Annotated in this window: 13 protein-coding genes; 8 read left to right on the top strand and 5 right to left on the bottom strand. The window is 50.4% G+C overall.

The features are described 5' to 3' along the window. Positions 1 to 64: 64 nt before the first annotated feature. The gene (locus tag ACLPHM_RS08375) at positions 65 to 1708 is read right to left on the bottom strand and encodes a Na+/H+ antiporter (protein ID WP_430220804.1); all 1644 of its coding nucleotides are present in this window, start codon (positions 1706 to 1708) and stop codon (positions 65 to 67) included. A gap of 126 nt (positions 1709 to 1834) precedes the next feature. On the opposite strand from ACLPHM_RS08375, the gene ACLPHM_RS08370 reads away from it, so the two are divergent. The 4 genes from ACLPHM_RS08370 to ACLPHM_RS08355 are packed head-to-tail and all read left to right on the top strand — an operon-like array spanning position 1835 to position 6448. Then, the gene (locus tag ACLPHM_RS08370) at positions 1835 to 2101 is read left to right on the top strand and encodes a YtcA family lipoprotein (protein WP_430220803.1); all 267 of its coding nucleotides are present in this window, start codon (positions 1835 to 1837) and stop codon (positions 2099 to 2101) included. Between the two features lie 5 nt (positions 2102 to 2106). Next, a complete protein-coding gene (gene mdtN, locus ACLPHM_RS08365; RefSeq protein WP_430220802.1) occupies positions 2107 to 3165 on the top strand; it encodes a multidrug transporter subunit MdtN in 1059 nt (352 codons plus the stop codon). Further along, entirely contained in the window at positions 3165 to 5000 is a 1836-nt protein-coding gene (locus ACLPHM_RS08360) for an FUSC family protein (protein ID WP_430220801.1), read from the top strand. Before mdtN ends, ACLPHM_RS08360 begins: the two co-directional genes overlap by 1 nt. Beyond that, positions 4997 to 6448 (top strand): TolC family protein, encoded by a 1452-nt coding sequence (locus ACLPHM_RS08355; RefSeq protein ID WP_430220800.1) that lies wholly within the window; start codon positions 4997 to 4999, stop codon positions 6446 to 6448. The genes ACLPHM_RS08360 and ACLPHM_RS08355 overlap by 4 nt, the downstream gene beginning before the upstream one ends. Before the next feature lie 49 nt (positions 6449 to 6497). Here the strand turns inward: ACLPHM_RS08355 and ACLPHM_RS08350 are convergent, their stop codons facing one another. Together ACLPHM_RS08350 and ACLPHM_RS08345 are read right to left on the bottom strand one after the other, a co-directional pair. Continuing rightward, entirely contained in the window at positions 6498 to 7892 is a 1395-nt protein-coding gene (locus ACLPHM_RS08350) for an amidase (RefSeq protein WP_430220799.1), read from the bottom strand. A 31-nt stretch (positions 7893 to 7923) separates the two neighbouring features. Next, the gene (locus ACLPHM_RS08345) at positions 7924 to 10029 is read right to left on the bottom strand and encodes an LTA synthase family protein (RefSeq protein WP_430220798.1); all 2106 of its coding nucleotides are present in this window, start codon (positions 10027 to 10029) and stop codon (positions 7924 to 7926) included. A 198-nt stretch (positions 10030 to 10227) separates the two neighbouring features. Between ACLPHM_RS08345 and ACLPHM_RS08340 the strand changes: the two genes are divergently transcribed. The 3 genes from ACLPHM_RS08340 (at position 10228) to serA (ending at position 14029) form a co-directional block, all read left to right on the top strand. Next, the gene (locus tag ACLPHM_RS08340; protein ID WP_430220797.1) at positions 10228 to 11424 is read left to right on the top strand and encodes an amino acid aminotransferase; all 1197 of its coding nucleotides are present in this window, start codon (positions 10228 to 10230) and stop codon (positions 11422 to 11424) included. Between the two features lie 292 nt (positions 11425 to 11716). Continuing rightward, positions 11717 to 12670 carry a cytochrome-c peroxidase gene (locus tag ACLPHM_RS08335; protein ID WP_430221380.1) on the top strand — a complete coding sequence of 318 codons (954 nt, stop codon included), beginning with the start codon at positions 11717 to 11719 and terminating at the stop codon, positions 12668 to 12670. A gap of 153 nt (positions 12671 to 12823) precedes the next feature. After that, entirely contained in the window at positions 12824 to 14029 is a 1206-nt protein-coding gene (gene serA / locus ACLPHM_RS08330) for a phosphoglycerate dehydrogenase (protein WP_430220796.1), read from the top strand. Positions 14030 to 14716: 687 nt separating this feature from the next. On the opposite strand, the gene ACLPHM_RS08325 is transcribed toward serA, so the two are convergent. Further along, positions 14717 to 15157 carry an RrF2 family transcriptional regulator gene (locus tag ACLPHM_RS08325; protein WP_430220795.1) on the bottom strand — a complete coding sequence of 147 codons (441 nt, stop codon included), beginning with the start codon at positions 15155 to 15157 and terminating at the stop codon, positions 14717 to 14719. Further along, a complete protein-coding gene (locus ACLPHM_RS08320) occupies positions 15148 to 15561 on the bottom strand; it encodes a group III truncated hemoglobin (protein ID WP_430220794.1) in 414 nt (137 codons plus the stop codon). Before ACLPHM_RS08320 ends, ACLPHM_RS08325 begins: the two co-directional genes overlap by 10 nt. Before the next feature lie 172 nt (positions 15562 to 15733). On the opposite strand from ACLPHM_RS08320, the gene ACLPHM_RS08315 reads away from it, so the two are divergent. Beyond that, positions 15734 to 16075: a protein tyrosine phosphatase family protein gene (locus ACLPHM_RS08315; RefSeq protein ID WP_430220793.1), complete on the top strand. Its 342-nt coding sequence runs from the start codon at positions 15734 to 15736 to the stop codon at positions 16073 to 16075. The last annotated feature ends 93 nt before the right edge of the window (positions 16076 to 16168 follow it).

Here is a 16168-nt window from a genome sequence, read left to right as displayed (position 1 = left end):
CGTTGAGGCTATTACCCCCGCCTTGTCCTCAGTGTTATGCACAGGGTCGGGGGATAACCTATTTTTATCCCAAACGCATTTCGTTCATGTCTAGGCGATGCGTCATTTCGCGCGCGAGTTCATCAGAGATTTTCTGTTGTCTGGCGAGCTTGAAAATAGTGCTGCGAGCCGCGTGCAAAGCGGCTTTGGTCAGACGCATTTCCATCTCGTACTGTTGACGCGTCACACTTTGAGTGTCGGAGTGATCGGGGCTGCCTAGCGCTTCATGCAGATTATCGAGCACACGCTGCAGGGTGTCTTCGCCATGATGCTCAAAGAAATCGTGGTATAGCTCTTTTTCTTTTTCCACAAGGGTAGAGAGGATGCGGTTGGCTTCGTCGTGGGCGCTATTCCACGCTAATAGACGTTGCTCTTCACGCTCAGCGTACTGGGCTTTGGCCTGATTTTTTAGGAAATAAGGCAGCGCAATACTGGCTGTAATCAGCGAGACAATAATCACGCTGGCGGCGAGGAATACCGCTAAGTCTCGGGCAGGGAAGGGAGTGTTATGCCCTAGCGTTAAGGGCAACGACATCACACCCGCTAAGGTCACGGCGCCCCTTACACCACCAAACGAGATGAGCCACAGCACACGAGAACTCAAGTGTTCAGGTAGGTTTTGTGGACGATAGCGTTTGGGCAGTTTGTTTAATACCCATAAGATGGCAGCCACCCACACGAATCGGAACAGCGACAGCACGATACAAATGACCAAGGCATAGAGCAGCATCCAGCTAGGGTTTTGGTGACCGGTTTCGCGTACTACATCCATCGCGCCATGGAAGATCCCTGGCAACTGCTCACCGAGTAACACGAACATCGTGCCATTCAAGGTGAATTGCAGCATGTCCCACACAACGTAACGACGTACACGGGTCATGGCGCCTTCCAAACCAGAGAGGTCAGAGTGAGCCAAGGTAATGCCCGCGGCCACGGCAGCAAGAATCCCCGATGCCTCTAGGTGTTCGGCCAGCATGTAGGCACAAAACGGCATGAGCAGGCTAAAGAGGATTTCTGAACCGGCTTCTTCACCATAGCGTCGGATGAATTGGTTGCGTAAGAAGATCAGAACGCGGGCAACCACCATGCCGGCTACCAGCCCTACGATGGCTACCCATAAAAAAGATAGGGTGGCCGACGACAACACAAAGGTGCCAGTGGCTGTCGCGGCTACTGCTAACCTGAAGGCCACCAAACCGCTAGCGTCATTAAATAGCGCCTCACCCTCTAAGAGCGACATGATGCGTTTGGGTACAGGCAGTTTGCGGGTGATACCAGACACCGCTACGGCGTCTGTGGGGGACACAATAGCCGCCAAGGCAAAGGCTACAGGTAAAGGCATGGCTGGGATCATCCAATTGATCAAGTACCCCAAACCTACAACCGTAATGAGTACCAAGCCAAAGGCAAGATGAAAAATACCTAACCTATCTCGGCGCAGGCTGTCTTTGGGAATACGCCAACCATCCATAAACAAGAGCGGTGGCAAGAAGAGGAAAAAGAAGATATCCGGATTAAGCGTAATCCCTTCATTGAATACCCCAGAGATCAGCATGCCTAAGGCAATTTGAATAAGTGGCAATGGAAAGGGAATGGGTAAAATCCGTAATATGGCACCACTAATTAAAACGGCAATAAAAATGGTCAGAATAAGACTGATCAGTTCCACGGTTTTTCCTCTGTTGTCTTTATTCTACTGAAAGCCCAAAAGGGCATCGTTTGGTAGGTATAGGCAGTGTTACTATCTTGTTTGCATTTTACGAGTTTGTCGTGTCCTGGCTCAAAGGTATTGTGAATGAAACCCCTTAAGCTGTTGTTTCTTTTTTGTATAGCGACCTTATCTGGGTGTGGCCAGGCTAGAGCACCATCTTTTCTTTTATTCGGTTCGTATTTTCCGTCTTGGTTAATAGGCGTAGGTGTGGCTATCCCTATTGTGCTGTTGATTAGATGGGGGCTGATACGTACAGGCATAGAAGAATACCTACCTGCACGTTTATTGGTTTATGTGTCCATGGTGGTGTTATGCGCCATGGCGTTCGCTTTTATTTATTCTCCGCGTTGATCGTTATGGCTGATACCAGACAGCATCCTGCGAAAAAAAATCTGGCACGGGTAATTGCTGTGCTGGTGGTCGCCTTGGCAATAGGCATAGGGTATCTTTTTTGGGGTTTTCTTAAAAACCACCCAGTATCTGAAGATGCCACTATTCAAGCAGAAATCGTACATATTAGTTCTGCTGTACCCGGGAAAATCATAGAACTAAATGTTAAAGAAGGGGATCGCGTTACTAAAGATGCGGTGCTGTTTAGGTTAGATCCCGACGTCTATGAGTTGCGTGTGCAGCAAGCAAAAGCCGAAGTGGCTGTCGCCACGGCAACCTTAGCCACCATTAAACGTCATATACGCGCTGAAACCTCTAATGCATCGATTGCCGATGAGCAAATACGTAGAGCACAGACGAATTTGGAATTAGCGAGCCGGACCGTACAACGTTTGCGCCCGTTGGCTCAAAAAGGCTATGTGACCAAACAAGAGTTAGATACGGCGGTAACGGTAGAGCGTGATGCGCGCGTGAGCCTCACTCAAGCACAATCGCAAGCCGAAGCGGCAGAGGCTCTCATTGGTGAAACGGCAGCAGCTGAAGCCACCTTAGAAGTCGCACAAGTCGCGTTAGCATTGGCAGAAAAAGCCTTAGATGACACTGTTATACGCGCCCCTAATAATGGGTTGGTAGTGGGCCTACATGTGTCAGAGGGCGAACGCTTGTTGCCTGACCAGTCGTTATTCACCTTGATTAATTCAGATCATTGGTTTGCCACGGCCTATTACCGCGAAACCGATTTGCCTGCTATAGCGTTGGGCTCATGCGCGACGGTTTACACCATGATGGCGCCTCAGCGCACCATAGAAGGCAAGGTGGTAGATATAGGTTGGGGGGTAAGTACCGAAGACATGTTGTCGTTGCCGCGCTCATTGCCCTTTGTGCAGAAATCACTGAACTGGGTGCGAGTGGCACAGCGTTTCCCTGTACGTATTGAATTGGATAATCCTCCTGCTGAATTGATGCGCATGGGTGCATCAGCCTCGGTCTCCATACGCTCTGGCGATGCGTGTCAGGAGCCCTAATGTCGGCAGCATTGTGGCAAGCCATCAAAACGGAATTATTGCCTTTTGAAGGTAGGCTAGCTATGGCGTGGCGTGTGGCGGCCATTTGTTCGCTCACCGCCATGATGTTCATGATTTACCAAATACCGCTCGTGGCAATCGGTTGTTATTTGGTGCTGTTTTTGATCCGTCCTAATACCGCAGAAAGCATGTTGATGGCCTTAGGCATTTGTGTGCTGGTGTCGGTGGCGGTATTGATGTTAGTGATGCTCACACGCTTGGCGGTAGAAAGCCCGCTGTGGATCATGATCATTATTGCCGTAGGGTCTTTTGTTTTCTTGTACTTAGGTGTAGCGAGTAAGCTTGGGCCTGCAGGCAGTATTGTGGCGTTGGTGGTGGCATTCATCATGACGTTGGTGGGGTATGTGCCATTTGGTGAGATCGCTACACGCGCCATTCTTTATGCGTGGTTAATGACGCTAGTGCCCATGGGCGTGCTGCTGGCATTTTTGGCTGTGGTCGGGCCATCACCGCGCCGGTTAACGCGTCAGCGTCTGGCCGAACGGTTGCAATTGATCGCGGCTACCTTGCGACGTCAGGGTACTACCGAGGCGTTAGAAACAGCGCTACGTGAAGGTAATGACTTCCTGACTAAAACGATTGTGTTTGTGAAGTTGTTTAGCTTGAGCTCGCGCGCAGAGTTGCAGCGTTTGCAGGCATTGCAACATAACAGTTATCAGTTGCTGTTGGCGTGCAAAGCCTTGCTCCGATCGCCACAGCAATGGGACGAGGAAAGTGCCCAGTGGCTGGCGCAGCGTTGTGAGGCTTGGGCTGACGCGGTGTTACGAGCAGATGTGGTGAGCGAAGAAAGCATTCCCACGTTGCGACTTCCTTCTCGTGCATGGCAACGGGTAGAGGGTTTAGTCCTGCATATTGTAGAGCTAACACCATCCAGAGAGAAAATTCCAACATCGGGATTTTTCTTGCCAGATGCGCGCACGAATCCTACATACCAGTACTACGCCTTGAAGACGACGGCAGCGGCCATTATTTGCTATTTGGTGTACACCGCCTTGCAATGGCAAGACATACACACTGCCATGATCACATGCTATGTGGTGGCGTTGGGTACTACCGGAGAAACCGTACATAAGCTGACCTTGCGTATTGTGGGCTGCTTGATCGGTGCGGCACTGGGCGTAGGATCGTTGTTGCTGTTGATGCCGTATATGACCTCTATAGGCCAATTGATGCTGCTGGTGTTTGCTGGCACGTTATGCGCGGCATGGGTGTCAGTGGGGTCAGAGCGCATTTCTTATGCCGGGGTACAAATAGGTTTGGCATTTTTACTGACAGTGCTACAGGGCTTTGGGCCTGACGTAGAGCTGTCTGTTGCCATGGATCGTATTTTAGGTGTGCTACTGGGTAATGCCGTGATGTATGTGATGTTTACGCGTGTGTGGCCGTGGAGTACGAATAAAGCGGTGACGCAGCGTTTGCAGCAGTTGTTGGGGTGGTGGCGAGAGAAAGCATCTGAGCAGCCAGCTTGGCAAGCGTCACAATGGCAGGATGTGGGTGAGTACATCATGGGCGAGATAGCTACGGTCAGAGAGCAACTGGTGATGCGGCATTTCGAGCCAGCAGCCTTACGGCCCGCTACACAGCAGCAACAATTGCTGTTAACCATGCCTGATGCATTAGAAACCCTGTATTTACAGGCGGCTTTTCCGCCGCACGAGGTTAGCGAGCAGCAGGCAGCCGACTTAGTACATGCTTTAGAACAATTGGATCAACAGCTGTTGGATAGCGCAACGGACACTCTAGGGTCGTTGGCTATGGCAAAGGGACAAGAATGAAAGAGCCATTACGTACAACGGCATTACGACGGATAACGGTGATTGTGCTGGGGGCGTTGCTCAGTGGTTGTGCTTACACCAGCATAGAGCGAGCACCCGCACAACATGATAAGCCGTGGCAGGGCAATAAGAGCATGGTGGCCTCTATGGCTTACCAACCTGCCGGGGTAACGCTGGAAGAAGGGCATGAGTACAGTTTGGCTGAGCTTATAGACTTGGGTCAGCGCAACAACATGGAAACGCGACAGGCATGGAACCGAGCACGTGAAGCGGCCTTGTCGGTAGGTTTGGTAGAAGCTACATTCTTGCCAGTGTTGAGCGCTAGCGTTATTGCTGGTCACCAACGTTCATCTAGCCCTTCACCATTGGCGAATCTGGGTGGTGGTGATCGCATTCGTACGTCTGTAGAGGGCGTGGTACCCGCATTGACCTTGGGGTGGTTGCTGTTTGATTTTGGTAAGCGCGAAGCCTTGCTAGAGGGGGCTGAACACATCTCCTTCGCGAGTAATGTGCTGTTCAATGCGGTGCATAAGAAAGTGATACGCGATGTGACGGATCAGTTTTACCAGTACAACACCGCCAGACACCGAGCGCAGCTTGCGCAAGAAGCACTGAAAAATTACCAAGCAGTCGAAGACGCTGTGACGGCGCGTTTGAATGCAGGTGTGGCGACACGTTTAGACCTAGTGATGGCGCAGCAAGCCGTTGCTCAAGCCAAGTTGTATGTGGTGACTAGCCAAGGTTTAGAGAAAAATGCGTACCTAACCTTGTTGAAAGTGGTGGGGGTGAACCCCGCCGAGCAGGTCAATATTGCATCCGCCGCCGATCACCGACTCCCTGCACCGTCCGATCCTATGACTGAGCAGGTATTACAGAAAGCCATTCTAGAGCGTGATGATGTGGCGGCAGCGTATGCAGCGTTAAAGGCTGCAGAGGCGGGCGTGAAAGTAGCCAAGGCAGATTTTATGCCTAGCGTTTTCATGGGGGCGGTATTAGCGAAAAACCGTACACAGTTTGATGTGCAAGATTTGCCTATTCCTTTACCTGGCTTAACCAACCGCTCTACCTCTACCGGGGTGTTGGTAGGTGTCAGCATTCCTATCTTTGATGGTGGCTTACGCAGTACGTTATTAAGTAAAGCCGAGATCCATAGGCAAGAAGCAGAAAACACCTTGCAAGCGTTGCAGCGTGATGCGTTGCGTGAAATTATTGCTGCCGAAACCATGCTGGACTCAGCATTGCAAAGTTATCAAACCGCTACGGACTTAGTGCATGCAGCAGAGACGGCGTATGACGCTGCCTTGGATGCGTACCAAGTCGGTGTGGGCACTATTACTATGGCGACTGAAGCCGCCAGTGCTGTGTTATTAGCCAAGCAAGCACAAGTGGATGCGCACAGCGCATCGTTAATAGCGGCGGCGAACTTAGCGTTTGTGATGGGTGAATAACACAACAGGCCGCATGATGCGGCCTGTTTGTTGTGCGCAAACACAAGGGTTACAGCGCGGGTGTTCCTAAAATTTGCTGTCCTGTACCCAGTTGCTTTTCTATGGCACGCCCAATAGATAACAAGCGTCGCTCTTGTTTGTTGGCGCACATCAATTGCAAGCCTACGGGCAAGCCTAAGCTGTCAGCCCCGACCGGCATACTCAACGCACACAAGTCCAGCAAGTTGGCGATAGAGGTATTACGCAGTGTTAGCAGGTTAGCGTGACGGTAGGCGTCGGTGTGGCGCATAGCCTCAATTGTGGGCGGTGCAATAGCGATAGTAGGCGTCATCACTACATCCACCATTTGGAACAGCGGTTTCACTTGCTCGGCACCTGTGCGTAGTACGCGACGTCGGCGTAGGTACTCATTGGAGGTCATGGTGCTGGCGGCTTCTACACGCATTTGCACCATAGGGTCTAAACGGTCTAGCCAGTCAGGCAAGTTGTTGTGCAGAAGATCGGATAGCTCAGGAGCGCCTAATCCACCTACTTTAAATACGTCATACACCTCATTGCAGTGAGGAATCTGTACAGGCACTAAGGTGGCTCCCCATTGCTCAAATTGGCTCAAAGTTTGACGTATGAGCTGCTCAATATCGGGGGATACCTCATCCCAGAAGAAGTGTTCAGGCACACCAATACGCAACCCTTGTAGACCATGCAGTGTTGGTACCGTACTGTCATCGTGGTTGATGTGACTATCCATGGCGCAAAATGCAAACGCCAAATCCTCTACGCTACGCGCTAATAAACCGGGGGTGTCCAGAGTGGGGGATAGCGGCACAATATGCTGGTTTGACCACAACTGAGCGCTCAGCTTTAACCCGGTAGTACCGGTAAACGAGGCGGGTATGCGTACTGAGCCGGCCGTATCTGTACCCAGCGCCAACAAGGCACTGCCTTGCAGTAGGCTGACCCCAGCCCCTGAGCTTGAGCCACCAGGAACACGATGTTCGCCCTGTACTGACCACGGGTTAACGGGAGTACCCCAGTGGGCATTAGTGCCTATTCCGCCAAAAGCAAACTCCACCGTGTGGGTTTTTCCGGTAATGGGGGCAAGTTGAGATAACAGGCTGCGTACAACGGGGCCAGCTTGTTGCCAGTTGCTGGGCAACGCATGCGATGAGCCCGCAAATACAGGCATATCAGGCACACCATACAAGTCTTTAACAGAGGTAGGGATTCCCATCAACGGGCCCAGATCAATGCCTTGTTTAAGCAAACTATCAATGGCTGTAGCCTGTTTTTGTGCGGCGTCGCCATTCCAGTGTTTATAGGCGTGCAACACAGGTTCGTGTTGAGCGTATTGCTGAGCGCATTCTTGCATCAACGCGTGGGCACTTAGCGTGCCATCCCGTAGTTGTTGATGCAAAGCCTGTAAGGAGGTTGTTTGTGTGGTCATGGGTAGTCTCGTATTCTGATTGTTGCTGGTATTAGTGCTTAGGCTGCGTAGCCGAAATGGCCTGATGACGAATGCGCCAATCGCTTAGCGCTAAGCAAGCCAACTGGCGTTTGCCTTGTGCCACAAGTTGGGCAGAAGGGGCGTCCGTAGGTTGTAGTTCGCCACGCTCATTCCAGTTCAAATAGCGGGGTCTCCACAAGTTACTGATCGCGCCGTTGTCGCTGATGGAGATGCCATTACCGCCATCAGACGACGATAGCGACACGGCGGTTGCCTCGGTAGGGGCTACTGGCGTATAGAGATCGCGACCTGATGAGCGCGGTAGCGGTTGCTCCGGTAGGGAGTGTGCCCAGAGTGTTGGGAAAATATCTTGGTGACTGCTCCACGCATGTAGATCTGCAGGCTCGTTACCGTGTTTGTAGGCGGTAGGAATGTAGAACAGTATAGGCACCCCAAACTTATAGGCCAGTTTGGTGCTGTCTGGGTAGGCAAATAGCGTTCTGCCGTTGTGGTCTCCCGAGGCAGCAAAAAGGGTGTGATCCAGCAGTTTCTGTTGCTCGAGGGTATTGAGGAACTCGCCCAGTGCGTTATTGGCGTACTGGTAGGTTTGCAAAATGGATAACCCCATGGCGGCATCGGTAGCCATGTCTGTACCCAACGCTGCAGTGTCTAGTGCGGCTGGCGTGTAGTGAGCAGGAATACGGTAAGGAGGGTGATTGGTGACAGACAGCATGAATAGCATGACTTTTTCGCCGCGCTCATCCGCTTGTTGTAGCAACTCGGCGGCATACTTAAACATCCACTCGTCATCTAAGCCCCAGGTGTGGGAAGACGCATCAGGGAAGCGAGCACGTATGTCGTTTTCGTCATGTACTTCATCAAAGCCTTGGCGTAACAAAGCAGTATTCAGTTGTCGCCAACTACCGGGGCCAGCAGTTAAAAATACGGTGCGGTAGCCGGCGTCTTGATAGGGTTTGATACGTGAAGTGTCGTAGGTTTGATAACCATAGCGACTTTGGGTGAGTGGTGAGATAGGGCTATCGAGTAACACCGCCTCTAAGCTTGGGTGTGTACCATTTTCTGAGGAAATAGCACGGTCGAAATAGTCGGCTTTACTCTCAACCCAAGGGCGCAACTGCCCTAAGACGTCGTTGTGTTTAGGATCGTCATAGTCCATCAAGTGGCGTCCCCAAGACTCCATCAACGCGAATACTACATGGGGAGCAGGCGTATCAGCGCTAAAGGTTGCCGGGTAACGTTGAAATAGCAGGCTGTTCTCGTCTAGCGAGGAACTTGAGTCGGCATAGCATTGTTGGGCGGCTTCTTGCCATGACGAAAAACCCGCCAGTTGCAATGCTTTGTTGGGGTCTTTGCCCAAGTCATTGCTGCGACGTTCTTTACGGGCTAAATCCAGCGCATGCAGCCCACTGGGGACGAGGTTGTTCACAAACGTATCTTGTGACACCGTCATGTGCATGCTGCGTAGTGGGAATTTGCCTATACTGCCACGCCCCAGTAGCACCAGCACCGCCACACTACCAATGACTAACACAGCCAAACCGGCAGCGCTGCTGTGTGCGAGCGGATGCGTTAGTCGATATTGGCCCCAACGTTTAGCCAGCCACCATTGAATGCTGCTGCCAATGAGTATCAGTGCGATAAGCGATACCACAGGGAAATCGTGCCACATCGTTTGCACAATGGCCGAGGTATCGTCCTCACCAAAACCAAAGATCAGCGCATTAATAGGGCCTTGATAAAAGGTAAAGTAATAGAAGTTCACCACGCTCAGCAGGTTCAGCGCGACCAGCAACACAAAGGCGTAAATCAGGAAGCAGGCGTAAAAAGCTTTCCAAAGTGTTGCTGAGACCCTATAAAACACCATGCTGATCAAAATAAAAGGCCCTATTAAGATGGCCAAGAACTTAAGATCAAAGCGTAAACCTATCCAGAATGCACGCCCTACATCTGCTTGAAACAACGACAGGTTGGCGGGCCCTTGAAAGTACATCAAGGCGAGTCTGGCCAGCGCTAATCCTAGAGCGGCAAGAAAAATCAGCATCCATACCGTGCGAAATAGGCAAGACCAGCGGGTACGGTAAGTGTGGTTGGGGGAAGCGTGAAAGACGGTGCGCATGAAGTGCAGGGGGGTATTTTAGGTTTGAATATGTTGTCTGTATGCGATGGATACAGTATAGCTGGGAACTGTGCGGACAAATGGCCCCTTGCATGAGTACAATTCACTAAGATGTGGTTCTATGATAATTGCATCGGTTTTATAGCAAGCGTTCCTGATTGAATGAGGTGAACGCATGAATCCTGAGGATTTTCAATAATGTTTGAACATATTGACGCATATGCTGGCGATCCTATCTTTAAGTTGGTTGAGCTGTTCCAAGCTGACCCACGTAAAGATAAGGTGAACCTGACTATTGGCCTTTACTATGATGAAGAAGGGAAAATTCCCTTACTGGCATCAGTCCAGGAAGCGGAGAAGCGCGGTGCGGCGTTGAAAAAGCCACGAGCGTATCTGCCTATGGAAGGTCTGGCTAGCTACCGTCAGGCTGTTCAGCATTTGTTGTTTGGTGCAGATAGCGTTGCGATTAAAGACGAACGCGTTGTAACCGTGCAAACACTGGGTGGTACGGGCGCACTGAAAATCGGTGCTGATTTCCTGCACAAAGCGTTTCCTGCTGCTGAAGCACGCGTGAGCGATCCAGCGTGGGATAACTACTATGCGGTGTTCCAAGGTGCTGGTGTGCCTACATCGTCATACCGTTACTACGATGCGACAACTCAAGGCTTGAACTTCACAGCCATGATGGAAGACATCGCCGCGTTGCCAGCACACACCATCGTGGTGTTGAACCCATGCTGTCACAACCCTACAGGTGTTGATCCTAGTGCAGAGCAGTGGGCTCAGTTGATCCCTGTGCTGAAAGAGCGCAATCTGATTCCATTTGTGGATATCGCTTACCAAGGTTTTGGTCGTGGTCTGGAAGAAGATACTTCTGTGATCCGTAGCATGGTAGATGCTGGCCTTACTTTCTTGGTTGCTAGCTCCTTCTCCAAAAACTTCTCTTACTACGGCGAACGTTGCGGTGCATTGTCCATCGTGTGCCAAAGCAAAGAAGAAGCAAACCGTGTGCAAGGCCAGTTGAAAGCCACGATCCGTCGTGTGTACTCCAACCCACCTACACAAGGCGCGCAAGCCATTGCTGCTGTATTGCAAGACGCTGAACTGTTCAAACAGTGGGATGCTGAAGTTGCTGTAATGCGTGATCGTATTGCGACCATGCGTAAGCTGGCTCACGAAAAGCTGAAACAAAAAGCGCCGAACTACGATTCCAGCTACTTTGTGGATCAGTTTGGTATGTTCTGCTACACCGGTTTGACTAAAGAGCAAATTCTGCGCTTGCGTGATGAATTTGGTGTGTACATGCTGGAATCCGGTCGTGTGTGCGTACCTGGTTTGAACAGTGGCAATATCGATTACTTCGTGGACGCTGTAGCCGCTGTAGTGGCACCGTAACTACCAAAAAGGTATATGGTGCTGTATGGCGCAAGTCTATTTTAAAGGCCCATTTCATGGGCCTTTTTTTTGCCTGTCGCATTTAGGGGATTGTTACTACAAATGTGACAAAGTTTAAGCGAGACTTGAGTTGGCTCAAAGGGCGGCATAGGGAAGAGGGCTAGAGTAGTTGTGACAGCAGTAGGGTTTTATCAAGATTCTACCTGCCGTCATTCTGGCACTACTTAATTTGAAGGAAGTCATTATGAAGCCATTAAGAGCCTCTGTACTTGCTTTGTCGATTGCACTGGGCATGTCCAGCTTTGCTATGGCGCAAAGCAATGAACCGGTGCAACCAATTCCCGAAGCAAAAGCAGGCGATCCAGCTAAAATCGAGTTGGGTAAAAAACTGTTCTTTGAACCACGTTTGTCCAAATCTGGGTTCATTTCCTGTAACTCGTGTCACAACATGAGTCGTGGTGGTTCAGATAACCTGCCTACCTCTATCGGGGATAAATGGCAGCAAGGCCCTATCAACTCACCAACCGTCTTGAACTCTAGCCTGAACTTGGCTCAGTTCTGGGATGGTCGTGCTGGTGACTTGCGTGAACAGGCTGGTGGCCCTATTGCTAACCCAATGGAAATGGGCTTTACCCACGAACTGGCGGTAGGCATGCTGAACTCTATTCCTCAGTATGTGGAAGAGTTTCAGGCTGTGTACAACAAGCCTGTCATTGGTATTGATGAAGTAACGGATGCCATCGCTGCATTTGAAGAGACACTGGTCACACCGGATTCTCCTTTTGACTTATGGTTGAAAGGCGATAAAGATGCCATCACAGATCAGCAGTTGGCGGGCTATCAGCTGTTTAAAAACAGCGGCTGTATTGCGTGTCACAACGGTCCTAACTTGGGCGGTAGTTCCTACCAAAAAATGGGCCTAGTTGAGCCATACCAAACCGCTAACGCAGCCGAAGGTCGTGCAGCGGTAACAGGTATTGATGCCGATCGCTTTAACTTCAAAGTGCCTACACTGCGTAACGTGGAAATGACTTACCCTTACTTCCACGACGGTGCGGTGAATACCTTGACCGAAGCGGTAGACATCATGGGTAGACTGCAGTTGGGCAAGAAATTTACGCCTGAAGAAAATGCCCAAATCGTGGCGTTTTTGAAGTCGTTGACAGGTAAGCAGCCACAAATCGTGTTGCCAATCCTGCCGCCTTCTGCGGATGACACACCACGTCCTACACCGTTTGATTCCTAATCAACGGTTATGCCTAGAAAGCCCGGCAGTACGCTGGGCTTTTTTGTGGGTGTGGCGTAGCTGCACAGCAGTGAGATGCACTTGCCAGCAGGTTCAGGCAGGGTTTACGATATAAACAGTACTATTTTTATCCTATTTGTTCTGGGAACTCTCATGAAGCGTATTGTTCTGTTCGAAAATATCCACCCCAGTGCTCGCGAAGTCTTTGAAGCAGCCGGCTATACCGATATTGTGACGTATAAGTCTGCTCTCAACGGCGAAGAGCTGTTGGACGCGTTGTCTGGCACGGAAATTGTGGGTATACGCTCTCGTACTCAGTTGGATCAGAATGTGCTGTTGGCAGCGCCTTCGGTGCAAGCGATTGGGTGTTTTTGTATTGGTACCAACCAAGTAGACCTAAACGTAGCGGCGCAAGCAGGTATTCCTGTATTTAACGCACCATTTTCTAACACGCGTTCGGTAGCCGAGCTGGTGCTGGGCGAAGCCATTTTATTGTTGCGTCGTATCCCCGAGAAAAATGCCCGTGTACACCAAGGCTTCTGGGATAAGTCCGCCGAAGGCGCGTACGAAATTCGCGGTAAAACACTGGGTATTATTGGTTACGGCAACATCGGTTCGCAAATCGGTACCTTGGCAGAGGCCTTGGGTATGCGCGTGCTGTTCCATGACGTAGAAACCAAACTGCCATTGGGTAACACTAAACCTTTTGTCTCCCTGAAACGGTTGCTTGAGCAGTCCGATATCGTGACCTTGCACGTACCGGGTGGTGAACGTACTAAGAACATCATTAATGAGCAAACACTGGCGCAAATGAAGCCAGGTTCTATTTTGATCAACGCGTCGCGTGGTACGGTGGTTGACATTGATGCTTTGCACGCCGCGTTGACAAGCGGCCATTTGGCTGGTGCAGCACTAGACGTGTTTCCGGTTGAGCCTAAAGGTGTGAACGAGCCTTTGGATAGCCCATTACGTGGTTTAGACAACGTGATCCTAACACCGCACATTGGTGGTAGCACACAAGAGTCTCAAGAAAACATTGGGCGTGAAGTTGCTGAAAAACTGGTGCTGTTCTCACGTAGTGGGGCGACTAAAGGGGCGGTGAACTTCCCTGAAGTACCGTACGTAGAATGTGCCGGTGCGGCGCGTATTTTGCATATGCACCAGAACGTTCCCGGTGCAATGGGGGCGCTTAGCAATGTGTTGGCTGAAAGTGGCTTGAACATTGTGGGGCAGCAGTTGCAAACACGTGGTCAGTTGGGCTATGCCGTGACGGATGTGGATGCGCCTGTGTCTGAGCAAGTATTGGAAAAGCTGCGTGTACAACCCGGCACAGTTCGGTGTGATACGTTAAAAGCGTAAACGGCTCTACGTAAACGTAGTTGTGCATAAACCTCTGGTGTGTAGCCAGAGGTTTTTTGTTTTTAGCGGTCTTTATTGCTGAGAGGATGAAGACTATGGCTACCGGAGGTGAGTATGCTGCGGTATTCATCGCACGCGCTGGGAACTGCAGGAATACTTTTTGTGATTTGTACACCAAATCAAAAAAGTTTCCTCTCCGTCCCCCGGTTGATCTGAGTGTAGTGAGATTTACAGCCCTTTCTTTTGGTTTGTTGGCAAAGCTTGATCCAATTGGGATGCAGGTGTTTAGATAGGTCTGTATGTCAACTGTAGCATCAGAAAATGCCGCTTGGCTTTTTGATGAGCGCAGCAAGTGCCGAAATTATCAGCCCACTGAATACGCAGATATCTTCAGAAATTGGTAAATCTGCCCCTTTCATCTGCCACAAAAGTACGCACTCATTTCAACGGCGACCACACTAAAAATCGTGGCAAGCGATGAAGGGAAAACGGAGGAAAGTATTTTTTTATTTGGTGCACAAATTAAAAAATACTTTTCGCAGTGCTAGCTACAGCAGCCAGTGATGAGTACGTTGATGCTGCATTCATTGCACACGCCGGGAACTATAGAAAAGCTTTTTGTGATTTGAGACACCACATCGCAAAAGTTACCTCTCCATCCCACGATTACTTTGAATATGGTTAGGTTTACTGCCCTTTATTTTGAGGCTGCAGCATCCGTTGTAGCCCATCATCGTTCACCAGATCAGCCAGCGTATAGCGATCCAAATACGCAAAAAAAGCCTGTAACGCCCCGTAGAGAACACCTGTCAGTTTGCAGCAGCCCTGCAGCACACAGGAGGACTCTGGCCCCATGCATTCCACCAATTGGCAGTCAGCTTCGGTTTGGCGCAGCAACTGGCCTATGAGTATGGTGTGAGCAGGGTGTGCTAGCTGCAGTCCACCACCTTTGCCACGACTGCTCTCTACCCAGCCGTGTAGGCTCAGTTGGTGAGCAATCTTCATCAGGTGCATACGGGAAATAGCGTAGTGTGCCGCGATGTCTGCGATGGTGTGACGTTGTTCGGGGTTAGCCGCCAAGTACATCATTAACCGCAGCGCGTGATCGCTGCTGCGGTTTAAGCGCATGATTCACCACAGTTCAGCTCACGAGGCGGCTGATCAGGGTTTTGGTCTATTTGGTAACCCATCCATAAACTGCGGGCGATGCGTTTAGAAAACTCTCGCGCATGATTAGCCAGTTGTTGATTGGGATGACGTGAGGTACTGATCTCGAATTGAGCTAGCCAGGCACAGAATAGCTCAGCGCTTAGTTCAGGTAAGCGTGCGTGTTTCATCATCGGTGAGCCAGAGTAACGGGCGCTACGGCACAGTAGTGAAGACCAGAAATCCACCATGGTGGCTAAGTGGTGATCCCAATCGGTGATGTGTTGGTTAAAGATGGGGCCTAATACGGCATGTACGCGTATATCGTCGTAGAAGTCATGCACCAGTTGATGGATTTCATGTTCTTCGTAGGTATCTAGGGTCATGATTGGGTGTTGTTACTACATAAGATGAATATAAAACTCATCTTATGGCTATGCCTAGAATGGGTCAAGTTAAACGCTGTGACAAGTTTTTAAGTCTAAAAGGGCTATCACAAAGTGACGACTACTGTTTACTATAGGGACTTGATGATTTTCAGTATTTTCGGAGTGTAGGATGGCATTTGACTTTCACCGTATTAATGATGATTTTGCCGTGGCCCCTCAGCTGAGTGCAGATGATATGCAAGCAGTAGCCGAAGCCGGATTTAAAAGTGTGATTATTAATCGCCCAGACGGTGAAGGCGGCGCGAACCAGCCAGCCTCGGACGATGTCATGAACGCCGCAAAAACCGCTGGGTTGCATGTGGTGTACCAGCCTGTGGTCAGCGGCCAGATGACAGTAGATAACGTAGAGACCTTTGCTGGTCTGCTGCAAAGTATGCCTCAGCCCATCTTGGCATATTGTCGTACCGGCACGCGTTGTGCCAACTTGTACTATGCGGCCACGGAAGCCTGATATAACTCAAGTATTGCGGTAATTCAGTATTGCTGCGACGGAGTAATAGGCTTAGGCTATTGGTAATCGTATTTATTCAATGGGGAGTATTCT

It is taken from the genome of Paenalcaligenes sp. Me131 (assembly GCF_050487225.1).
Taxonomy (GTDB): Bacteria; Pseudomonadota; Gammaproteobacteria; order Burkholderiales; family Burkholderiaceae_B; genus Paenalcaligenes.
This window is presented reverse-complemented; position numbering and strand designations above follow the sequence as displayed.